The sequence below is a fragment of the Stenotrophomonas sp. 22DLJC03 genome (assembly GCF_056861405.1).
Genome location: NZ_JBSPUG010000007.1, coordinates 73,417 through 96,618 on the forward strand (window position 1 = coordinate 73,417; position 23,202 = coordinate 96,618).

The window sequence follows — 23,202 nt, forward strand, 5'->3', positions numbered from 1 at the left end:
ACAGATACCAAGGGGAACCCGCACCGTGCAGACCACCGACCACCCGAGTTCTCCGACCGCCACCCCGCCGTCTTCGTCCCGTGACCACAGCATGAAAATCAAACGATTCGTTGCCGCCGACATGCGCTCGGCCATGAACCTGGTGCGCAAGGAACATGGTCCTGACGCCGTGATCCTGTCCAACCGCCGGATCGAGGAAGGCATCGAGATCGTTGCCGCCGCCAACTACGACGAGAGCGCCGTGCAGCGTGCACTGGAAGCCTCGCGTCGTGACATCGCCCCGCCGCCGGCACCAAAGCCGCGCAATGCCGCCGACGCGGTGATCGCTGCAGTGACCCGTCGCCGCAGTGCCACCCCGGCACCGGAACCGGTGGCTGCGACCACCTCGGCCGTTGCCGCGCTGGCCCGCGCCGCCGTTGGTGCCACCGGCCGGACCCTGGACAGCGCCGACGAGATCGTGCCGACCCGCGGCAGCACCGGCTTCGCCGCCACCCTGGCGCGTGCTGCCGTCAACGAACCGGCGCGTGCGGAACAGGCCTTCGGCCCGTTCGCAGACGCCGTCGCCGGCGCTGTCGCTGCACCCGCCGTGATCATCCCGGCCAACCGTGCGCGCTTCCAGATCGATCCGCCGCATGCCGAGCATCAGCAAAGCCCGGCCCCGGCCGTGGCGGTGCAGCCGCCGCCGCTGCCGCTGCCGGCCAGCGTTGTGGCCGACGCGCAGTCGCAGACCTTCGCCGACGAACCGTCGATGGCGGACGCAACCATCGACACCGCCCCGGAACCGACCCTTGCACCAGCCCCGGTGCTGACCGTGGTCGCCCAGGACGATGCCGAGATCCGACAGCTGCGCCAGGAAGTGGCCGGCATGCGCCAGGTGATCGAGCGCGAGATGAACCGCTTCACCGACGAGCGCCTGCGTGGCTGCCCGGTGCGCGCCACTGCACTGGACCTGATGGACGAGTACGGCTTCGACGCCGGCCTGGCCCGCGACGTGGCCATGCAGATCCCGCTGGAGACCGATGCGCACCGCGGCCGCGGCCTGATGCTCGGGCTGATCTCGCGCAAGCTGCCGATCGCCCCGGTCGACCCGCTGGAGGAAGGCGGCGTGATCGCTCTCGTCGGCCCGACCGGCGCCGGCAAGACCACCACCATCGCCAAGCTGGCCTCGCGCTTCGCCGAGAAGCACGCCCCGCGCGATGTCGCCCTGGTCACCACCGACACCACCCGCATCGGTGCCCGCGAGCAGCTGTACGGTTACGGCCGCCAGCTCGGCATCGCGGTGCATGAGGCCAACAGCGGCACCGACCTGGACCAGCTGCTGGAACGCTTGAAGGACTACAAGCTGGTACTGATCGACACCGCCGGCCTGGGCCCGCGCGACCGCGCCCTGGCCGCCCAGCTGCAGTGGCTGCGTGCCGCCCGCCAGGTACGCACCCTGCTGGTGCTGCCGGCCAACACCAGCTTCGGCGACATGGACGAGGTGGTCCGCCGCTTCGGCGCGGCCAACCTGCAGGGCCTGGTGCTGAGCAAGCTGGACGAGACCGGCCGCTTCGGCAACGCCCTGTCGGTGGCCGTGGACCACGCCCTGCCGATCACCTGGGTGACCGACGGCCAGGACGTTCCGGAGGACCTGCACCGGGCCAGTGCAGCCAATCTCGTACTTCGCCTTGAAGATTTGCGCCGCGCGGCCGATATGCCCTGCAACCCGGAGTTGAACCATGCCGTCGCGTGAGTACGCCAAGCTGACCAAGACCTTCCCGCTGTCGGCCACCCGCAGCGAGCCGCTCGGCCCTGTGCGCACCATTGCGGTCACTGGCGGCAAGGGCGGCGTGGGCAAGACGAATGTGTCCGCCAACCTGGCCGTGGCGCTGGCCGGCATGGGCAAGCGCACGCTGCTGCTGGACGCCGACCTCGGCCTGGCCAACATCGACGTGATCCTGGGACTGAACCCCACCTTTACCCTGGCCGACTTGGTCGCCGGCCGCTGCTCGCTGGATGACGTCATCGTCGAAGGCCCGAACGGCGTGCTGGTGGTCCCGGCCGCGTCCGGCCGCCGCCACATGGCCGAGCTGGCCCCGGCCGAGCACGTCGGCCTGGTCAACGTGTTCTCCGAGCTGGAACGCGAGCTGGACATCATGGTGGTGGACACCGCCGCCGGCATCAACGATGGCGTACTGACCTTCTGCCAGGCCGCACAGGACACCGTGGTGGTGGTCTGTGACGAGCCGGCCTCGATCACCGACGCCTACGCACTGATCAAGGTGCTATCGCGCGAGCGTGGCGTGGACCGCATCCAGGTGGTGGCCAACATGGTGCGCGACCCCAACGAGGGCCGCGTGCTGTACGAAAAGCTGACCCGTGTCTGCGAGAAGTTCCTCGCCGATGTCTCGCTGAACTACCTCGGCTGCGTTCCGCAGGACGATTGGCTGCGCCTGTCGGTGCAGCGCCAGCAGCCGGTGGTGAAGGCCTATCCGTCCAGCCCGGCCGCGCTGGCGATCACCGAGATCGCGCGCCGTACCGCGCGCTGGCAGGCGCCGACCGAACCGCGTGGCGGCGTCGAATTCTTCCTCGAACGCATCCTCAAGCAGCGTGGGGTGACGGCATGAAAGGCGCAGCCCAGTACAGGGAAGTGCAGCGCTCGGCGGCGAACGAAGTCATCGCCCAGCATTCGGACCTGGTGCGGCGCATCGCCCACCACCTGGCCGCGCGCCTGCCAGCCAGCGTCGAGGTCGACGACCTGATCCAGGCCGGAATGATGGGCCTGATCGAAGCCTCGCGCAGCTACGACGCCGACCAGGGCGCCTCGTTCGAGACCTACGCGTCGATCCGCATCCGCGGCTCGATGATCGACGAGATCCGCCGTGGCGACTGGGTGCCCCGCTCGGTGCACCGCCGCGCTCGTGATGCCGCCGCCACCATCCGTCGCCTGGAGCAGAGCAGCGGCCGCGCCGCCAGTGCCACCGAAGTGGCCGCGGCGATGGAAATGCCGCTGCCCGAATACCTGAGGCTGATGGAAGACGCCGCACGTGGCCAGGTGCTGAGCCTGGAGTCGCGCATCGAAGACCAGGGCGAGCTGGACACCGTCACCCAGGGGGGCCCGACCCCGCAGCAGGTGCTGGAGCGCGGCGAGTTCGGCCGCGAGCTGGGCAAGGCGATCGGCCACCTGCCCGAGCGCGAGCAGCTGGTGCTGTCGCTCTACTACGAGCAGGAGCTGAACCTGAAGGAGATCGGCGCGGTGCTTGGCGTGAGTGAATCGCGGGTCTGCCAGATCCACGGCCAGGCAGTGCTGCGCCTGCGTGGTCGACTGAAGATTTTCGAGGCGGCGGACGCCGGCCTGGAAGAATGAACATGCCCGAGGCGGCTGCCCCCGGCCGCCCGGACTGAACAACAAAGGAACTCTGCTTTGAACAAGAACATGCGCATCCTGATCGTCGACGACTTCTCGACCATGCGTCGGATCGTCAAGAACCTGCTGGGCGATCTGGGCTTCACCAATACCGCCGAAGCCGAGGACGGGCATGCCGCGCTGTCGCTGCTGCAGAGCCAGCCGTTCGATTTCGTGGTCACCGACTGGAACATGCCGGTGATGACCGGCATCGAACTGCTCAAGGCGATCCGCGCCGATGCCAAGCTGAAGACACTGCCGGTGCTGATGGTGACGGCCGAAGCCAAGCGCGAGCAGATCATCGAAGCTGCCCAGAGCGGCGTGAACGGCTACATCATCAAGCCGTTCACCGCGCAGACCCTGGAAGAGAAGCTCGGCAAGATCTTCGAACGCCTGGCGGCCAGCGCCTGATGGATACCACGGTCGACAGGAACGCCCTCGCCCTGCGCCTGCAGGAAGCCCTGGACGCACTCGAGTCCGGTGACGAAGCCGCGTGGCGGCAACGCATCGACGGACTGGTCGCGCTGCGCACGCAGCCGATGATGAGCGGCCTTTCGCGGCTGGCCCGTGAGCTGGGACAGGCGCTGGGTGAGCTGCCGACCGTGCCTGACGAAGCAGGCGAACTGGACGACGCCTGCGCGCGCCTGGACCACGTGGTGGCGATGACCGAACAGGCCACCCATCGCACCCTGGACCTGGCCGAGGAATGCCGCAGCCTGACCGAACAGCTGCGCGCCGAAGGCCTGCAGCCTGGCCAGGACGCGCAGCTCGAGCGCATCCGCCACAACCTGACCGAGATCGCCCTGACCCAGAGCTACCAGGACCTGACCGGGCAGATCATCCGTCGCGTGGTCGGCATCGTGCGCCGCGTGCACGAAGGCTTCGGCGCACTCGGCCTGCCGCCGGAACAGCATCGCACCGACCCGGAACTGGCCGGGCCGGCACTGAAGGGACTGGACCGCCACGCGGTCTCGCAGAACGACGCCGACGACCTGTTGTCGGATCTGGGGCTGTAAGCATGAGCGCGGTATCCGACGACATCACTGCCGATTTCATCATCGAGGCGCAGGAAATCCTGGATCGCCTGGGCGAACAGCTGGTGTCGCTGGAGCAGGCACCCCAGGACGGCGACCAGCTCAATGCGGTGTTCCGCGGCTACCACACGCTGAAGGGTGGCGCCGGCTTCCTTGGCGTGACGGCCATGGTTGAACTGTGCCACGCCGCCGAAGAAGCCCTCGGCGCCGCACGCGCCGGCCAGGCGGTGCTGCAGGCCCACCATTTCGATGCCGCCCAGCAATCGCTGGATTACCTGCAGTCGATGCTGGATGCGGTGTCCTCGGGTACCGAACCGGGCTACGCGCCCCCCGAGCTGATCGCGCAGTTCGATGTACACGGTGGCGCCACCGCCCCGGCGGCCGCCGCTGCGCCCGCCGCCGGTGGCAGTGACCTGATCACCGACGATGAGTTCGAGGCCCTGCTCGACCAGCTGCACGGCGGCAATGCCCCGACCGCGGTCGCACCGGCGAAGAAGGCCGACGACGGCCTGATCAGCGAAGACGAGTTCGAAGCCCTGCTCGACCAGCTGCACGGTGGCGCCGCACCCGGCACCAAACCGGTCGCCGCAGTGCCGGCGGCACCGCCCGCGCCACGCCCAACCGCACCCGCACCGGCGGCCAAGCCGCCCGCCAAGCCACTGGCCGAAGCCGAGCACACCGTGCGCGTGGATACCAAGCGCCTGGATGCGATCGTCAACCTGATCGGCGAACTGGTGCTGTCACGCAATCGCTTGAAGACCCTGCGTGCGCGCCTGCGCGACGAGGAGCTGGACCGTGCGGTATCCACGCTGGACATCGCCACCGCACGCCTGCAGTCGGCGGTGATGCGTACCCGCATGCAGCCGGTGGGCAAGGTGTTCTCGCGCTTCCCCAAGGTCGCCCGCGACGTTGCCCGCTCGCTGAAGAAGGAAGTGGACCTTGAGCTGATCGGCGCCGAAACCGAGCTCGACCGCAACCTGGTCGAAGCCCTGGCCGACCCGCTGGTGCATCTGGTCCGCAACGCCATCGACCATGGCGTGGAAACGCCCGAGCTGCGTGAAGCCCAGGGCAAGCCTCGGATGGGCCACGTGCGCCTGTCGGCGCAGCAGGAAGGCGACTACGTCAGCATCGAAGTACAGGACGATGGCGCCGGCATCGATCCGGAAAAGCTGCGCGCGAAGGCACGCGAGAAGGGCCTGATCGATCCGGAAGCCGCGGCCCGCCTGAGCAGCGAGGAATGCCTGCACCTGGTGTTCCTGCCCGGCTTCTCGACCAAGCAGCAGGTCACGGATATCTCCGGCCGTGGTGTCGGCATGGACGTGGTGCAGTCGCGCATCCGCGAACTCAGCGGCCAGATCCAGATCCAGTCGGAACTGGGCCGCGGCAGTCGCTTCCTGATCCGCGTGCCGCTGACCCTGGCGATCCTGCCGACCCTGCTGGTGCAGGCCGGCGAGGACGTCTACGCCTTGCCGCTGGCACGCGTGATGGAAGTGCTGCACGCCCCGCGCACCTCGCTGGGCTGGTTCGATGGACGTGCCGTGCTCGACCGCCGCTCGCATACCCTGGCGCTGGTCGATCTTCGCCAATGGCTGGATGTGACGCCGGCCGCCTCGCCGCTGCTGACCATCGTCGTGCTGCAGGCCGGTGAAGCCCGGTTCGGCCTGGTCGTGGACCAGGTGCGAGGGCGCGAGGAAGTGGTCATCAAACCCTTGCCCAAGGCGCTGCGTGGCCTGGCTGGTTATGCCGGTGCAACCTTGATCGGCGATGGTCGCATGGCCCTGATCCTGGACGTGGACGGACTGCGCTGAAGCCCGGCGAGCCATGCCCGGCGACCCGAAAACTGTGACTACCGTCTGTACACGACCTCCCGGTGTCTCAAGTCCCATTCACACAAGCCGATACCGGACCCATGGATAGACTCAGCCTCATTGGACTCTTTCTCGCCCTGGCCTCGCTGGTCGGCGGCAGCATCCTCAAGGGCGCCGGCCTGGCGTCGCTGTGGTCGCCTGCCGCGTTCGTGATCGTCATCGTCGGTACCGTCGCCGCGATCCTGCTGCACACCTCGCCGGCCGTGTTCAAGCACGCCTTCAAGATCGTGCGCTGGGTCGTGCGACCGCCGCACAGCGACCGCCGCGAACTGATCCAGCAGATCGTCGAATGGAGCAACATCGCACGCCGCCAGGGCCTGCTTGGCCTGGAAGCACAGGTGGAAGCACAGCAGGACCCGTTCCTTCGCAAGGGACTGCAGCTGCTGGTGGACGGCGTCGAGCCCGAATCAATCCGGCACATGCTGGAAATCGAACTGGGAAGCCAGGAGCACCAGGACCAGGCCGGCGCCAAGGTCTTCGAGGCGATGGGCATCTATGCGCCCACGCTGGGCATCATCGGTGCCGTGCTCGGCCTGATCGCGGTGATGAAGAACCTCGCCGACCCGAGCAAGCTCGGCCATGGCATCGCCGCCGCGTTCACCGCCACCATCTACGGCATCGCCTCGGCCAACCTGCTGTTCCTGCCGATCGCCGCCAAGCTCAAGAGTGTGATCTCGCACAACACCCGTGATCGCGAAATGGTCATCGAAGGCCTGATCTCGATCGCCCAGGGCGAGAACCCGCGCAACATCGAAACCAACCTCTCCGGCTTCCTGCACTGACATGGCCCGCCGCAAGCACCACGAAGAGCACGCCAACCATGAAGCATGGGCAATCCCCTATGCCGACCTGATGACGCTGCTGCTCGCCTTCTTCGTGGTCATGTACGCGATCTCCTCGGTCAACGAGGGCAAGTACCGGATCATGGCCGACGCGCTCACCGATGCCTTCGGTGGCGCGCCGCGCACCATCAATCCGGTGCAGGTCGGCAACAAGCAGGTGCAGGGCGGCGGCTGGGACAGTCCCTCAGTGATCAAGTCCGGCACCAAGATCGGGCCCTCGGCGCCTGCGCCGTCGCACGACCCGACGCTGCTGCCATCGATGGCCTCGCAGATGCGCATGCCCGTGTCGGTGCACAACCAGGAACAGATCGCGCGCGCCGAGCGCCAGCTCAGCAGCATCGCCGACCGCCTGACCGCCGCGCTGGCGCCCCTGATCGACCGCGGCATGATCAGCGTGCGTCGCACCGAGCTGTGGATCGAAGTCGAGATCAACAGCGACATCCTGTTCCCGACCGGCTCGGCCGCGCTGGACGTGCACGCGCGGCAGACCCTGGCCAGCCTGGCCGACGTACTGCGCGATGTACCCAACAGCGTGCGCGTGGAAGGCCATACCGACAACGTGCCGATCGCCACCGCCACCTTCCCCTCCAACTGGGAACTGTCGGCCGGTCGCGCTGCCAGCGTGGTGCACCTGTTCGCCGACCAGGGCGTGCAGCCCTCGCGGCTGGCGATGGTCGGCTACGGCCAGTTCCGCCCGCGCGAAGAAAACGACAGCGCGCAGGGTCGCAACCGCAACCGCCGGGTGATGGTCATCATCCTGGCCGATACCACCCACGCAATCGATCCGCTGGGCCAGCGCCTGAACGCCGCAACCGGCGGTGCCAACAGCACCGACACCGAACAAGCCGCCGCAACTCCGGCTACCGCCCCCACCTCCCCCATCGCACCGGTGAAGTTGCCGCCGGTGCCGGCTGGCAGCCGTGTCGGCGCCGCCGTTCCCCCGGCAATGAAGGAGTAAACCGATGCGCATCTGGGCAGTCGCCAACCAGAAGGGCGGAGTCGGCAAGACCACTACCACCCTCGCCCTCGGCCGTGGCCTGGCTGCAATGGGCCACCGCGTGCTGCTGATCGACCTCGATCCGCATGCCTCGCTCAGCCGTGCCTTCGGCGTACCGGTGGACCCGCCGCCGGCCGGCGTCCTGGAACTGTTCGGCGCACCGCCGGCCGATCTATCCGGCCTGTGCCACGCCAGCAGCATCCACGGCCTGGACTACGTCTGCGCGCAGTCGGCGCTGGCCACGCTGGAGCGGCGCAGCGCCAACCAGCCCGGCCTCGGCCTGGCTCTGCAGAACGCGCTTGCCCGCCATCAGGGACAGCACGACTACATCCTGCTGGACTGCGCACCGACCCTCGGCCTGCTGATGATCAATGCGCTGGCTGCGGCCGACCGCCTGATCATCCCGACCCAGGCCGAACCGCTGGCGCTGCATGGACTGGACGGCATGGTCCGCACCGGCGAGATGGTCGAGCGTTCGCGCCGCCGGCCGTTGCCGATCTCGATCCTGCCGACCCTGTTCGATCGCCGCACCCGCGCTGGCAACGAGTCGCTGCGCACCATGCAGGATCGTCATGGCACACGCGTATGGGAAGACGCGATTCCGATCGACACTCGCATCAGCAATGCCGCCGGCCTGACCCTGCCGAGCGTCGGCGAGGACTACCCGGGCCGCGGCCTGGCTGCGTACCGTCGCGCCCTCAACTGGATCCTCGGCGAGGATGCCCGCGCCCTGGAGCAGGCCGCATGAACAGCACCGGCGTACTGGACGACTATCTGGACGAGCTGTTGGGCGAGGCGATCGCTGTGGCGCCACCCGTCGCGCCGCCGGGTAATGCCGGGGCACGCCCGGCGAGCACAGCGGCACCGGAACGCGAACCGACCTGGGATGACCTGCCGGCCGAAGTGATCTACGAAACCGGAGCCGTCACCGCTGACCCTGCCGTGGACGACGCCGCGCTGGAAGCCGCCTTCGAGGCCGCCTCTGCACCGGGTAGCGCCGGGCCACGCCCGGTGAGCGCAGCAGAACCGGAACGCGAGCCCACCTGGGACGACCTGCCGGCCGAAGTGATCTACGAGACCGAAGCCGTCGCCGCTACCCCTGCAATGGACGACGCCGCACTGCAAGCCGCTTTCGAGGCGGCCGCTACACCGGCCTCCGCCACGCAACGCGAGCCGACCTGGGATGACCTGCCGGACGAAGTGATCCACGAGACCGCTCCTGCGCCGGCTGCGGCCAGCGCAAAGACCGGCCCGGAGCCGACCTGGGACGATCTGCCCGATGAAGTGATCTACGAGACCGATCCTGCCGACAGCCATCGCCTCGCCCACACCGACAGCCCCGGCCTGCAGGCCGCATTCGAGGCGGCCTCGGGTGGCGAGGACGTGGCCACGCCACCACCCGCCACGGTTGCAGCACTGGTGCCTGCACCACGCCCCACCCCTGCACCGGCTGCAGCAGCACCGCCACCGCGCGTGGCGGTAGACGCTCCCGCTGGCAATCGACCTGGCACCTGGCAGGAACTGCAGGCGCAGGCACACCGCCCGGCCAGCAGCCCGCATCCGCAGAACCGCCGCGCCGGCGAGCGCACCTCGCGCTGGCTGCGCCTGCGTTGTGGTGCCCAGGCCTATGCACTGGAACTGCTGAAGGTGCAGGAAGTGGTCCTGCCGGTACCGTTGCTGCCGTTGCGCGGTACCGCTCCGGCCATGCTGGGGATCATGAACCTGCGCGGCCAGGTGGTGCCGGTAATGGACCTGGGCCTGCACCTGGGTGCAACCGCTGCCGAGGACGACGCACAGACCCGCATCGTAGTGCTGGAGGAAAACGGCGAGACCATCGGCCTGCGCGTGTCGGCAGTGGAAGACGTCGCCAACCTCACCGATTCGCAGATCGAGCCGCCTGATACGGCGCGCATCTGCCAGATTTCCAATGATCTGTTCCGTGGCGTTGCCCGGGTCAGCCAGCGGCCGATGATCCTGCTCGATGCCACGCAGCTGTTGAGCTGAGTCGGCGTTCCGCGCCGATTCCTCTAAAGAACCCCGCCGGGGTGCCGTTATGGATCACGGAACCGTTTGTCCGGAGCAACCATGAGCATTGTCGAACTGGGTGAGGATCTCGGCATCGAGAGCAGCACCGAGCTCAAGAACCGCCTTTCGCCGTTGGTGGCAGAGGCAGGCGAGCTGACCCTGGATGCGAGCCAGGTCACCCGCATCCACACGGCCGCCGTGCAGGTGCTGTGTGCGTTCGTGCAGGCCCGCCGCGAGGCAGGCCTCGGCACCGGCTTCCACGACTGCACCGCAACCTTCCGTGACGCCGCACGCCTGCTTGGCGTCACCCAGGCCCTGGGCCTGGACGTAACCCATGACAACCTGAAATCTGTGGAGAACGCTGCATGAGCGCACGTATCTTGGTGGTGGACGATTCGGCGTCGATGCGCCAGATGGTTTCCTTCGCCCTCACCTCGGCCGGTTTTGCCGTCGAAGAAGCCGAAGACGGCGCGGTCGCGCTCGGTCGCGCAAAGGGCCAGCGCTTCAATGCGGTGGTCACCGACGTCAACATGCCGAACATGGACGGCATCGCGCTGATCCGCGAACTGCGCCAGCTGCCGGACTACAAGTTCACCCCGCTGCTGATGCTCACCACCGAATCGGCCGCGGACAAGAAGTCCGAAGGCAAGGCCGCCGGTGCCACCGGCTGGCTGGTCAAGCCGTTCAATCCCGAGCAGCTCGTCGCCACCGTGCAGAAAGTGCTGGGCTGATCGCCCCGCACTGCTCCCCCTCTTCGCTTCCGGATCGCCACTGCCATGAGCATGGACCTGCAACGCTTCCACGCCACCTTCTTCGAGGAGAGCCGCGAAGGCCTCGACGCGATGGAGGCTGGCCTGCTGGCCCTGGAATCGGGGCAACAGGACGCGGAGATCATCAATTCGGTGTTCCGCGCTGCCCACTCGATCAAGGGCGGCGCCGGCACCTTCGGCTTCGATGCGATTGCCGGCCTGACCCACGTGCTGGAAACGCTGCTCGATGAGCTGCGTGCAGGCAAGCGGGCGCTGGAAGGCCACGCTGTCGACGCCATGCTTTCTTCGGTGGACGTGCTGCGCGCCCTGCTGCGCGAAGCCGAACACGGCCAGGCCGCCGATCCCGCCGCTGTCGCCGCGGTGAAGGCGCGCCTGGAAGCAGTTCTTTCCGGACAAGCCGCAGCTGCCGCCCCGGCCGCCCCGGCTGCCAAGGTGGACGACACGCCGGAAGCCTGGCAGATCGGCTTCACCCCGGCACCGTCGCTGTTCATGAGCGGCAACGATCCACTGCGCATCATCCGCGAACTGGAACACCTCGGTTCGCTGCAGGTGGCTGCGCGCATGGAACGCCTGCCCGGCTTCGCCCAGCTCGACCCGCTCGAGGCTCATCTGGCGTGGGATCTCGGACTGGTCGGCAAAGTGCCGCGCAGCAAGATTGAAGACACCTTCGCCTGGGTACTGGACGACTGCGAGCTGGACATCCGTCCGGCCGCACCGCCGAGCCTGGCCACGCAGGCCCCGACCGCATCCGCTGCTACCCCTTCCACAGCTGTTGCTGCACCGGCCGCGGCCACCACTCCTGCCGCCAGCGGTGGTGGCAGCCAGGAAGCGGAAACCTCGATCCGCGTCAGCGTCGACAAGGTCGATGCGCTGATCAACCTGGTCGGCGAACTGGTCATCACCCAGGCCATGCTCAAGCAGGTCTCGCACGCACTGGACCCGGTCCACGCCGAGAGCCTGTTCGCCGGCCTGGACCAGCTTGAACGCAACACCCGCGACCTGCAGGAAGCGGTGATCGGCGTGCGCATGCTGCCGGTCGATGCAGTGTTCCGCCGCTTCCCGCGCCTGGTCCGCGACCTCTCCGGCCGCCTCGGCAAGCAGGTCCGCCTGCGCACCGTCGGCGAAGGCACCGAGCTGGACAAGGGCCTGATCGAGAAGATCGCCGATCCGCTGGTCCACCTGGTGCGCAACTCGATCGACCACGGCCTGGAAATGCCGGACGTGCGACGTGATGCGGGCAAGGACGAGACCGGCACGATCACCTTGGCGGCATCGCACCAGGGCGGCCACATCGTCATCGAAGTCAGCGACGACGGCCGCGGCCTGGACCGTGCCAAGATCCTCGCCAAGGCCAGCGAGCGCGGCCTGGCCGTACCGGACAACCCGACCGATTCGCAGGTCTGGGACCTGATCTTCCAGCCCGGCTTCTCAACTGCAGACGCGGTCACCGACCTGTCCGGCCGCGGCGTCGGCATGGATGTGGTCCGTCGCAACATCCAGGCGCTGGGTGGCGAAGTGCAGATCGAAAGCGGCCTCGGCACCGGTACTCGCACACTGATCCGCCTGCCGCTGACACTGGCCATCCTTGATGGCATGACCGTGGCGGTGGCCGGCGAAACCCTGATCCTGCCGCTGGCGTACGTGCTGGAGGCACTGCAGCCGCAGCCCGAGGACATCCGCAGCATGGCCGGCGAAGGCCGTGTGCTGCGCGTGCGTGGCGAATACCTGCCGATCCTGTCGCTGAGCGAGTACTACGGCTACGGCAACCGCGCTCCCGGCAGCGAATCGCTGGTGGTGGTGGTCGAAGGCGATGGCCAGAAGATCGCACTGGAAGTCGACGAGCTGGTCGGCCAGCAGCAGGTGGTGGTGAAGAACATCGAGAACAACTATCGCCGCATCGGCGGGGTGTCCGGTGCCACCATCCTCGGCGATGGCCGCGTGGCCCTGATCGTCGACATCGGTGGCCTCGTGCGCTCGCTGCGGATGCCGCAGGCCGCCTGATCCACACCGCATGCGTGCACTGAACCGCCGCCCTTCGGGGCGGCGGTTTTTCTTTGCGCGTGCGCCGACCATGTGTGGCTGGGGGTCAGATCCCTCTTCTTTGAAAAGGGATCTGACCCCAATCCGCCCCCGAACCCATTCCGTGAACTCCGTCGCCGCACTGGTTTCGTTCGCAACCACGCCACCGAAGCGCAAGCCGCGCCGCCGCAGCACTTTCGCGCCGTCATCCCTACGCAACCGAATGTGATCTGCGTCCATAAAGTCCGCCCGCAGCACGCCGCTATCTCGCTTTGACGGCCGTCACCGAACCCCCACCGGGCACCACCGTTCTCTCTGCAACCACCCCCAGCCGACGCAACGACGCCGGCATCCTGCCCACCTGGAGCACCCTGCATGAAGTGGTTCCAAGATCTGCCCATCGCCCGCAAGCTGGCCGTGGGGTTCACCCTCACCACCTTGATGACCCTCGTCCTCGGTGCATTCGCGCTGCTGCGGCTCAACGAGGCCAACAAGCAACTGGGCGAGATGGCCAGCAACGATATTCCCTCGGTGCAGCACCTCGGCGAGGCACGCTCGCAACTGGGCGAATTCCGCACCTACGAGCTGGCGCTGCTCAGCATGCTCGACCAGCCGGACAAGGTGGCCGACTACTACAAGCGCATGGACGACACCGCCAAGGCCGTGCACGACGAACTGGCCGCCTACTCGGCACTGCCTGCACTGGCCAAGGAGCGCGAGCTGTATGGCGCGGCCAACGTGCAGCTGGACCGCTACTTCGCCGCCAACAAGGCCATGCGCGAAGCGGTCGCCGCTGGCGATGGCGCTTTGGCGCGGCAGATCTCCGACGAACAGTCGCGGCCGGCACGCCGTGACCTGTTCGCTGCGATGAAGACCCTCGGCACCCACATCGCCGGCCTGATGGATGCCAAGATCGCCGATGCCAATGCCACCCACCACACCAGCATGATCGCCATCATCGGCTGCATCGTGCTGCTGTCGCTGGTGGCCGCCGCGCTGGCCATGGTCATCTCGCGCGCTGTCACAGGTCCGCTGGGCAAGGCCGTGCACGCGATCCAGGCCGTCGCCCGTGGTGATCTCAGTGTCAGCACCCAGGCCACCAGCAAGGACGAAGCAGGCAAGATGCTGGCCGCCACGGCCGAGATGACCGCGATGCTGCGCCGCTTCTCCGAACAGACCCAGCTGATGGCGCAGATGCATGCTGGCCCGGATATCAGCCACCGCATCCCGGAGGACTTCCCGGGCGTGTATGGCCAGCTGGCCGGCGGCATCAACACGGTGATCTTCGAACACCTGGATGCGATCCGCGATGCCATCGACGTGCTCAACCAGTACGCGATCGGCAATCTTGCACCGGACGCACGCCGCCTGCCGGGCAGCCGCGCGATCCTGCACGAGTCGATGGATGCCGCCAAGGCCAGCCTGCTCGCGATCAACACCCAGATCCAGCAGCTGGCCGCCGCTGCAGCAGCCGGCGATTTCAGCCAGCGCGGCGATGCCCAGCGCTTCCAGCATGACTTCAAGGTCATGATCGAGCAGCTGAACACCATGATGCAGGTGGCCGACGGCAATCTGGGCCAGTTGTCGCAGCTGCTGCAATCGATCGCTGCCGGCGACCTGACCGCACGCATGGATGGGCAGTTCAATGGTGTGTTCGCACGCATGCGTGACGACGCCAACACCACCGTCGCGCAGCTGACCCAGATCGTCGGCCAGATCCAGGCCAGTGCCTCCAGCATCACCCTCGCCGCCGGCGAGATCGCCTCGGGCAACAGCGACCTGTCGCGCCGCACCGAACAGCAGGCAGCCAATCTGGAAGAAACCGCCGCCTCGATGGAGGAGCTGACCTCGACCGTTCGCCAGAACGCCGAGCATGCCCGCCAGGCCAACCAGCTGGCGATCGGTGCGCACGGCGTGGCCTCGCAGGGCGGCGACGTGGTCGGCCAGGTGGTGACCACCATGTCGGCCATTGAAGCCTCCTCGAAGAAGATCGCCGAGATCATCTCGGTCATCGACGGCATTTCGTTCCAGACCAACATCCTGGCGCTGAACGCCGCGGTGGAAGCCGCACGCGCTGGTGAACAGGGCCGTGGCTTCGCCGTGGTCGCCAGCGAGGTGCGCACCCTCGCCCAGCGCTCCGCCGCCGCCGCGAAGGAAATCAAGGGCCTGATCGATGACTCGGTCGGCAAGGTCGCCGAAGGCTCCAGCCTGGTCCACCAGGCCGGCAGCACCATGGGCGAGATCGTCGCCTCGGTGCAGCGCGTGACCGACATCATGGCCGAGATCTCCGCTGCCTCGCAGGAACAGAGCGCCGGCATCGAACAGGTCAACCAGACCGTGGTGCAGATGGACGAAACCACCCAGCAGAACGCCGCACTGGTAGAGGAAGCCACCGCCGCAGCACGCGCGATGGAAGACCAGGCCGTGCAGCTGGGCGAAGCGGTTGCCCGCTTCCGCTTGGCCTCGCAAGGTTCGACGGCTTCGGCGGTGCGCCTGGCCACGGCACCGGTTCCGCGCCAGGTGGCGACCGCTGCGCCGGCTGCCAAGCGCGCATTGCGTGCGTCGGCGGCACAGCCGGCACTGGCCGCCGAGGGCGACTGGCAGGAGTTCTGAGGTAACGGGGTCGGATCCCTTTCCTGAGGGAAAGGGATCCGACCCCTCGCACGTGGAAAGTGATGCAATTCTCACTTCATAATCCTGCACAGTGGCCGATATCCCCATCGAGCCACGCGCCAACGCGTGCTGGCGCCCGCCCTTGACCGTAGATTCCATGTCCGACGGCAACGACACTGCAGTGCACGATGTCCACGCGGCCGATGCCGCTGACGAACGTTTCCTGGTCCGCAACCCGCGCCAGCTGCGGCAGTTGCTGCGATCGCTGATCGACCAGCGATCACTGATCAATGCGCATATCGACGGCCGCGACCGATCGTTCCCGACTGCGCTGCTTGAGCTCGATGAAGACGAGGACACCCTGCTGCTCGATGGCAGTCCGCAGGAAGCGTCCAACCGCGCCGCCGAGCAGGCCGACCACCTTCTGTGCTTCGCCCAGCTTGAACGCGTGCTGGTGCGCTTCCGGCTGCAGGCACTGCAGCGCGTGGACAATGACGGCCACGTGGCATTTCGCGCCCCGCTGCCGGACGAGCTGGTACACCTGCAACGGCGCGAACTGTACCGGCTGGAAACCCCGGTCACCGACTCTCCGCAGCTGCAGCTGCCCTGCGGAGAAGACCGCAGCGGTACACTGTCAATGCGGGTGGTTGATATCAGTGGCGGCGGCCTGGCCGTGGTCGTGCCCACCGACTGCGCGGTATTCAGCCTGCAGAAGCGCTACCCGGCCCTGCTCTCACTGCCGGACGGCCCGGACCTGGAGATCGAACTGGTGGTCTGCAACCTGCTGCCACAGCGCCAGCCCAACGGCATCGAGGTCAAGCGCGTGGGCATGCGTTTCGACGGCCTGCCGCGTGGCGGCGACAGCGCCATCCAGCGCTACATCTTCCGCATTGACCGCCAGCGCAAGGCGCGCCGCAACGGCGAGCTCTGAGGCCGTCCGACCGATAGTGCCGGCCGCTGGCCGGCAATGGCCGTATCCGCGTTGTTGCCAGGTTCCCGGCCAGCGGCCGGCACTACCGCTTACCGGTAGATCCACGCCATGTGTAGATGCCCCGGGCGCCACACCTAAAGTCCCCCACCGAGGGGCCGATATCGAGCCTGACACCGGGACTTCCGGCAGAACCAGGACCCCTCGATGAACGACAAGACCAGCACCACCGCCAGCGCCGGTGGCGAATTCCTCAGCTTCACCCTCGGTGCCGAGCACTACGGCGTGGACATCCTCAAGGTGCAGGAAATCCGCGGCTACGACGCGGTCACCCGCGTACCGGATGCACCGGACTACATCAAGGGCGTGATCAACCTGCGCGGCACCATCGTGCCGGTCATCGACCTGCGCCTGAAGCTGCGCCTGGACAATGCCCGCTACGACGCCTTCACCGTGATGATCGTGCTGAACGTCGAAGACCGTGTGGTCGGCATCGTCGTGGACAGCGTCTCCGACGTGATCCCGCTGTCTGCCGAGCAGATCCGCCCGACCCCGGAATTCGGCGCTGCCGTCGATACCCGCTTCATTTCCGGCATCGGCACCCAGGATGACCGCATGTTGATCCTACTGGACATCGAGACCCTTCTCGACAGTGCCGACATGGGCCAGGCCAGCCTGGTCGAAGACGCCGCCGCCTGAACCAGCGGACCTGCTTCACGTTCTGGTCACAAAGCCCTTCAGTTCCCCGCGGCAGTGCCGATAGGGGGACAGAAGCCGGCCGCGCAGGAGCGCGCAGGACCGGAACGACCATCACCATCCCCGGAGATACACCTCGATGAAGTCCCTGCTTGCGTTCGTTTCGGCCGCTGTCCTGGCCACCACTGCCGCCTCCGCTTTCGCCCAGTCGGCCGACATGATCCCGCCGGAAATGGCACCGCGTTCGGTCGGCAAGGACGGCATGGTCTGTGGCAAGGTCGAAAAGGCCCGCTACGCAGAAGGTTCCGAAGGCCAGCCGACCTTCCTGTACATGGGCGGCGCATTCCCGCGCCACACCTTCTCGGCGCGCATCGCCGGCGAGAACCGCGGCAAGTTCTCCTTCCCGCTGGAAACCCTGGAAGGCAAGACCGTGTGCGTGATCGGCAAGATCCAGCGCGATGCCTCGCGTGCTGAAATCGAAGTCAGCTCGCCGGCAAGCCTGAAGCTGGCCAACATCAAGTAATCCGCCGTTCGTCGAACCACGCCGGACCTGGTGCCGGCGTGGTTTCTGCTGCAACCGGGCCCGATGCCCGGACGCGTCTGCCTTAGGAGATCGCAACGCCCATGCCGTGGATCAACAACCTGAAACTGATGCCGAAGCTGATGCTGACCTTCGGCGTTCTCCTGCTGGTGATGCTGCTGCAGGGCATCGTCGCCTACCGTGGCCTGCACTCGCTGAACAACGTCACCACCGAGCTGGCCGGTTCGCGCATGGAGAGCATCCGCATGGCCGGCGAGATGCGCGGCATGCTCGGCGAGTACCGCAACGCCGCCTACCAGCAGCTGATCCGCGCAAGCGACGACGTCAAGGCAGATGCCCGCAAGCAGTCCACTGAACTGCGCGAAAGCATGGACAAGTCGATCAAGGGCTATCCGGCGCTGGTCGACAACCCGCAGCAGAAGAAGCTGTTCGATACCTTCGCCAAGGAATGGAAGGAGGCACTGACCTCCTATGACAGCGTCACCGAGATGCTGGAGCTGGACCTGCCCGACGATGCGATCGATACCTTCGTCGGTGAGACCCGCGCCAAGCACCGCAAGGCCGGCGCTGCACTGGAAGCATTGATTGCCGAAGACAACCGCCTCGCCCGCGCATCGCGCGATGAGGCCGAATCCACCTACGCCGCCTCGGCCGTGCTGACCGTGATCGCCCTGCTGGGCGGTGCTGCGCTTGGCCTGGTGCTGGTCTGGCTGTTCGCCCGCGCCCTGGTCGGCAGCGTGCGTGGCGCCGTCTCGGTTGCCAACGATGTGGCCGGAGGCAAGCTTGATGGCCATATCGATGTCAGCCGCAAGGACGAAGTCGGCGAGCTGATGCAGGCCATGCAGCGCATGCAGCGCGACCTGCGCGAGCGCACCGAAACCGACCAGGCCATCGCCCGCGAGAACCTGCGCATCCGCACCGCGCTGGACTACAGCTCGACCGGCGTGTACCTGACCGACACCAGCAACACCATCGTCTACAGCAATCGCGCCCTGCAGCAGACCCTGACCCAGTACCAGGACGAGGTCCGCCGCGACCTGCCGGACTTCGATGCGCAGGCCTCGCTGGTCGGCAAGCCGGTCACCGTGCTCGAGCACCGTGGCGAGATGGATCAGACCCTGCTGGGCAACCTGAAGGCGCACGGCGTTGCCCGTCGTCCGATGCAGTACGGCGACGCCCAGTTCGCCCAGGTGGTGTCGACCATCCGCAACGAAGGCGGCGATACCGTTGGCTACGTAGTGGAGTGGCGCGACCGCACCCAGGAAGCGCAGGTCGAAGCCGAAGTGGCGCGCGTGATTGCCCAGGCTGCGGCCGGCGACCTGTCCGGCCGCATCGACGCCAACGACAAGGAAGGCTTCTTCCTGCAGCTGGCCCAGCAGATCAACGGCCTGCTCGACGCCAATGCCGGCAGCATCGAACAGATCTCCGGCCTGCTCGCCGCGCTGTCGCAGGGTGATCTGACCGTGCGCATGCACGGCGATTACCAGGGCGTATTCGCCCGCATGCGCGATGATGCCAACGCCACCGCCGCGCAGCTGAGCGAGATCGTCACCCGCATCAAGCAGTCCAGCCGTGCGATCAGCTCGGCCGCCGGCGAAATCGCCTCGGGCAACAGCGATCTGTCGCGCCGCACCGAGCAGCAGGCCGCTAACCTGGAAGAAACCGCTGCCTCGATGGAGGAGCTGACCTCGACCGTTCGCCAGAACGCCGAGCATGCACGCCAGGCCAACCAGCTGGCCATCGGCGCACATGGCGTGGCCTCGCAGGGCGGCGACGTGGTCGGCCAGGTGGTCACCACGATGTCGGCCATCCAGGCCTCGTCGAAGAAGATTTCGGAGATCATCTCGGTGATCGACGGCATCGCCTTCCAGACCAACATCCTGGCACTGAATGCCGCTGTGGAAGCCGCACGTGCCGGCGAACAGGGTCGCGGCTTCGCCGTGGTCGCCAGCGAGGTGCGTACCCTCGCCCAGCGCTCGGCCGCTGCCGCAAAGGAGATCAAGGGCCTGATCGACGACTCTGTCGGCAAGGTCAACGACGGCTCGGCGCTGGTGCACAAGGCCGGCGCGACCATGGGCGAGATCGTCGCCTCGGTGCAGCGCGTGACCGACATCATGGCCGAGATCTCCGCCGCCTCGCAGGAGCAGTCGGCCGGCATCGAGCAGGTCAACCAGACCGTGGTGCAGATGGACGAGACCACCCAGCAGAACGCCGCGCTGGTGGAAGAAGCCACCGCCGCCGCACGTGCGATGGAAGAACAGGCTGGGCACCTCAGCGAGGCCGTGTCGATCTTCGTGGTCGACGAAGCCGAGGTCGTGGCCGCTCCGCGCAAGGCAGTTGCAGCGCCGGCACCACGTGCCGCCGCACCGGTCGCACCGGCTGCGGTCGCCCCACCGGCCCGACGCACTGCAGGCGGCCGCCCGATGGCCACCGAACTGGCTGATGGAGACTGGCAGGAATTCTGATGCCCGCCTGACCTGACGCACGAGAACGCCCTGGCCCTGTGCTGGGGCGTTTTCGTTTACGGGGTATCTGGATATCAGCCAACGGCGGAGCCCCTCGGGGTGGTCGCGGAGAGCGGCGGATTTCCTTCGTTTGGGCCGGGAGGATGGGTTGCGCAGGGGACGCCGTGAATACGTCCTTGTAGGCTCGGGCGCGCCATCCATGGCGCTTACGCCCCTGCGCAACCCACCCTCCCGGCCAGGGACACTTTCCGTGCGCGTCCACCCCGGATTGAAAAGAAAAGAGCAAAAAGCAAAAGCCAGGTCGCGTCCGGGGTCAGATCCGTTTTCCTGCGGAAAACGGATCTGCCCCCTCTTTCCACTTGGAAACCCAACGCTCTTGCCGTCCGCCGAAGTGAAGCCCTGGCGGGCCGGGTCGGGGTGGGCAGGCAGGACAGTTGGCGCCATGGATGGCGCCATCGAGCCCCCATGGATGGGTTCACGGCATGTCCTGCCCGCCCACCCCGACCCGGCCAACCCGTAGCAACCCCTCGCCATGACCTGCCGTTGCCGTTGCTGTTGCTGTTGCTGTTGCTTCAAAACCAGCCTGCCGCAGGCAGCGCCGCAGCCGCCGCTGCAAGGAAACCTGAATACGTTCGGACACTGCACCTCAATCCCCCGCCCCCGCGGCCGATAACGGGGTTGTCACGGCGTATCACGTCGCGACCGGCTCGGCGCCGCCCGCCTGCTTCAACCTGGTCCTGCTCGATGAATCTCCTGCATCGCTGGCAACACTACTTCAGCAACCTCTCCGTCCGGCGCAAGCTCAACCTGCTGACGCTGCTCATCGCGCTCGGCGTGATCGCGCTGTCGGTGATCGCCGCCCGCATGCAGTACCTGGACCTGACCGAGACCCGCAAGACTGCGCTGAAGACCCAGGTCGAACTGAGCGACGGCATCCTCCAGCACTACCATCGCCTAGCCGGTACCGGCGAGCTCAGCGAGGAAGCTGCCAAGGCCGCCGCCCTGCAGGCGCTGGAAGTGATGCGCGCCGAGAACGACACCTATTACTACAACGTCTACGACACCGGCTATCGCCTGCTGATGCACCCGTTCCGCAAGGACCTGGTCGGCAAGGACATGAAGGACTTCCGCACCGACGACGGCGTGCGCATCTACTACGACCAGGTCGAGGCGGCCAAGGCCGGCGGCGGCTTCGTCAACTACCGCTGGGCCAAGCCGGGCAGCAAGGGTGACGTCGAGAAGGTGGCCTACGCCAGCCTGTTCGCACCCTGGAACTGGGTGATCAGCAGCGGCGTCTACATGGATGACGTACAGAAGCAGGCGCTGGTGTTCACCGCCATCATGGCCCTCTCCGGCGGCGTGCTGGTGCTGATCGTGCTGGCCCTGAGCTGGGTCATCGGCAACCGCATCGCCGTGCCGTTGAAGCAGGCCACCGCCGTCGCCGAAGGCATCGCCGCCGGCAAGCTCGACAGCCATATCGGCCCGCAGCCGCATGATGAAACCGGCCGCCTGCTGGAAGCGATGGCCGGCATGCAGCAGCAGCTGCACGCGGTGATCGGCGGCCAGCGCGAAATGGCCCGGCGCCACGATGGTGGCGAGCTGAGCTACCGCATCGATGCAAGCGCCTTCCCCGGCGAGTACGGGCTGATGGTGCAGGAAACCAACGCCCTGGTCGGCGGCCATGTGCAGACCCTGCACGATGTACTGGAGGTGGTGCAGCAGTACGCTGTGGGCGATCTGAGCCGCGACATCGCGCGCTACCCCGGCGAGAAGGCCGCGATGACCACCACCGTCGACACGGTCAAGGCCAACCTCGGCCGCATCAACGCCGAGATCAAGCAACTGGCCAGTGCCGCTGCCGCAGGCGACTTCAGCCGTCGTGGCGACGCGCAGCGCTTCGATCACGATTTCCGCCTGATGCTGGAAAACCTCAACGCGATGATGGCGGTCAGCGATGACAACCTCGGCAAGCTCTCGCAGCTGCTGTCGGCCATCGCCGAAGGCGACCTGACCGCGCGTATGCATGGTGATTACCAGGGCGTGTTCGCGCGCATGCGTGACGACGCCAACACCACCGTCACCCAGCTGACCCAGATCGTCGGCCAGATCCAGGCCAGCACGTCCAGCATCACCCTCGCCGCTGGCGAGATCGCGTCGGGCAACAGCGACCTGTCGCGCCGTACCGAGCAGCAGGCCGCCAACCTGGAAGAAACCGCGGCCTCGATGGAAGAGCTGACCTCCACCGTGCGCCAGAACGCCGAGCATGCCCGCCAGGCCAACCAGCTCGCCATCGGCGCGCAGGGTGTAGCCTCGCAGGGTGGCAGCGTGGTCGGCCAGGTGGTCAACACCATGTCGGCCATCGAAGCCTCCTCGAAGAAGATCGCCGAGATCATCAGCGTCATCGACGGCATCGCCTTCCAGACCAACATCCTGGCCTTGAACGCCGCGGTGGAGGCTGCGCGTGCCGGTGAACAGGGCCGCGGCTTCGCCGTGGTCGCCAGCGAAGTGCGCACCCTCGCCCAGCGCTCGGCCGCTGCCGCCAAGGAGATCAAGGGCCTGATCGATGATTCTGTCGGCAAGGTCGCCGAAGGCTCCAGCCTGGTGCACCAGGCCGGCAGCACCATGGGCGAGATCGTCGCTTCGGTGCAGCGCGTGACCGACATCATGGCCGAGATCTCCGCAGCGTCGCAGGAGCAGTCGGCCGGCATCGAGCAGGTCAACCAGACCGTGGTGCAGATGGACGAAACCACCCAGCAGAACGCTGCGCTGGTGGAAGAAGCCACCGCTGCCGCGCGCGCGATGGAAGACCAGGCCGCGCAGCTGGCCGATGCAGTTGCGATCTTCCGCCTCGACAACCAGGTCTCGGCCGCAGTGAAGGCCGTGGCCGCCCGCATCGAGCCAGCCACCACTGCAGCGGTCGCGCCGCGTCCGCAGCCCGCACCGGCACCACTGCGTCGCAGCAGCAACGCCAGCACCTTCGTCGCCAGCGACAGCGACTGGCAGGAATTCTGAGACCCAC

19 protein-coding genes are annotated in these 23,202 nt (G+C 67.2%); all 19 read left to right on the forward strand.

All coding sequences use genetic code 11. The annotated features are described in order from the left end of the window. Positions 1 to 91: 91 nt before the first annotated feature. The 19 genes from flhF to AC13GA_RS19090 all read left to right on the forward strand — a co-directional run bounded on the left by flhF (position 92) and on the right by AC13GA_RS19090 (position 23,195). Positions 92 to 1,732, forward strand: a complete 1,641-nt coding sequence (flhF, locus tag AC13GA_RS19000; protein ID WP_046984320.1) for a flagellar biosynthesis GTPase FlhF — start codon at positions 92 to 94, stop codon at positions 1,730 to 1,732. Then, positions 1,719 to 2,606: a MinD/ParA family ATP-binding protein gene (locus AC13GA_RS19005; protein ID WP_065723213.1), complete on the forward strand. Its 888-nt coding sequence runs from the start codon at positions 1,719 to 1,721 to the stop codon at positions 2,604 to 2,606. The genes flhF and AC13GA_RS19005 overlap by 14 nt, the downstream gene beginning before the upstream one ends. Further along, positions 2,603 to 3,346: an RNA polymerase sigma factor FliA gene (locus AC13GA_RS19010; RefSeq protein WP_006365468.1), complete on the forward strand. Its 744-nt coding sequence runs from the start codon at positions 2,603 to 2,605 to the stop codon at positions 3,344 to 3,346. The genes AC13GA_RS19005 and AC13GA_RS19010 overlap by 4 nt, the downstream gene beginning before the upstream one ends. A gap of 57 nt (positions 3,347 to 3,403) precedes the next feature. Next, entirely contained in the window at positions 3,404 to 3,796 is a 393-nt protein-coding gene (cheY, locus tag AC13GA_RS19015; protein WP_006365466.1) for a chemotaxis response regulator CheY, read from the forward strand. Next, positions 3,796 to 4,401 (forward strand): protein phosphatase CheZ, encoded by a 606-nt coding sequence (locus AC13GA_RS19020; RefSeq protein WP_006365464.1) that lies wholly within the window; start codon positions 3,796 to 3,798, stop codon positions 4,399 to 4,401. The genes cheY and AC13GA_RS19020 overlap by 1 nt, the downstream gene beginning before the upstream one ends. Positions 4,402 to 4,403: 2 nt before the next feature. Beyond that, on the forward strand, positions 4,404 to 6,227 hold the full coding sequence (locus tag AC13GA_RS19025) for a chemotaxis protein CheA (protein WP_253079551.1): 1,824 nt from the start codon (positions 4,404 to 4,406) through the stop codon (positions 6,225 to 6,227). Between the two features lie 101 nt (positions 6,228 to 6,328). Continuing rightward, positions 6,329 to 7,069 carry a flagellar motor protein gene (locus AC13GA_RS19030; RefSeq protein ID WP_046984316.1) on the forward strand — a complete coding sequence of 247 codons (741 nt, stop codon included), beginning with the start codon at positions 6,329 to 6,331 and terminating at the stop codon, positions 7,067 to 7,069. 1 nt (position 7,070) lies between these two features. Beyond that, positions 7,071 to 8,087, forward strand: coding sequence for a flagellar motor protein MotD (gene motD, locus AC13GA_RS19035; protein ID WP_046984315.1), 1,017 nt, complete (start codon positions 7,071 to 7,073; stop codon positions 8,085 to 8,087). A gap of 4 nt (positions 8,088 to 8,091) precedes the next feature. Further along, entirely contained in the window at positions 8,092 to 8,874 is a 783-nt protein-coding gene (locus tag AC13GA_RS19040) for a ParA family protein (RefSeq protein ID WP_136639681.1), read from the forward strand. Next, complete coding sequence (locus AC13GA_RS19045; protein WP_253079550.1) at positions 8,871 to 10,130, forward strand: chemotaxis protein CheW; 1,260 nt, start codon at positions 8,871 to 8,873, stop codon at positions 10,128 to 10,130. Before AC13GA_RS19040 ends, AC13GA_RS19045 begins: the two co-directional genes overlap by 4 nt. Positions 10,131 to 10,211: 81 nt before the next feature. Further along, positions 10,212 to 10,520 (forward strand): STAS domain-containing protein, encoded by a 309-nt coding sequence (locus AC13GA_RS19050; RefSeq protein WP_482998760.1) that lies wholly within the window; start codon positions 10,212 to 10,214, stop codon positions 10,518 to 10,520. Next, positions 10,517 to 10,882 (forward strand): response regulator, encoded by a 366-nt coding sequence (locus AC13GA_RS19055; protein ID WP_005409521.1) that lies wholly within the window; start codon positions 10,517 to 10,519, stop codon positions 10,880 to 10,882. Before AC13GA_RS19050 ends, AC13GA_RS19055 begins: the two co-directional genes overlap by 4 nt. A gap of 45 nt (positions 10,883 to 10,927) precedes the next feature. After that, entirely contained in the window at positions 10,928 to 12,922 is a 1,995-nt protein-coding gene (locus AC13GA_RS19060) for a chemotaxis protein CheA (RefSeq protein WP_428709115.1), read from the forward strand. A gap of 393 nt (positions 12,923 to 13,315) precedes the next feature. Then, entirely contained in the window at positions 13,316 to 15,553 is a 2,238-nt protein-coding gene (locus AC13GA_RS19065; protein WP_482998761.1) for a methyl-accepting chemotaxis protein, read from the forward strand. Positions 15,554 to 15,710: 157 nt separating this feature from the next. Then, positions 15,711 to 16,484, forward strand: coding sequence for a flagellar brake protein (locus tag AC13GA_RS19070; protein ID WP_295379979.1), 774 nt, complete (start codon positions 15,711 to 15,713; stop codon positions 16,482 to 16,484). A gap of 204 nt (positions 16,485 to 16,688) precedes the next feature. Next, positions 16,689 to 17,180 (forward strand): chemotaxis protein CheW, encoded by a 492-nt coding sequence (locus AC13GA_RS19075; RefSeq protein WP_136639677.1) that lies wholly within the window; start codon positions 16,689 to 16,691, stop codon positions 17,178 to 17,180. 136 nt (positions 17,181 to 17,316) lie between these two features. After that, positions 17,317 to 17,700, forward strand: coding sequence for a hypothetical protein (locus tag AC13GA_RS19080; RefSeq protein WP_135273515.1), 384 nt, complete (start codon positions 17,317 to 17,319; stop codon positions 17,698 to 17,700). 101 nt (positions 17,701 to 17,801) lie between these two features. Next, a complete protein-coding gene (locus AC13GA_RS19085) occupies positions 17,802 to 20,183 on the forward strand; it encodes a methyl-accepting chemotaxis protein (protein WP_136639676.1) in 2,382 nt (793 codons plus the stop codon). 744 nt (positions 20,184 to 20,927) lie between these two features. Beyond that, the gene (locus tag AC13GA_RS19090; RefSeq protein ID WP_428709111.1) at positions 20,928 to 23,195 is read left to right on the forward strand and encodes a methyl-accepting chemotaxis protein; all 2,268 of its coding nucleotides are present in this window, start codon (positions 20,928 to 20,930) and stop codon (positions 23,193 to 23,195) included. The last annotated feature ends 7 nt before the right edge of the window (positions 23,196 to 23,202 follow it).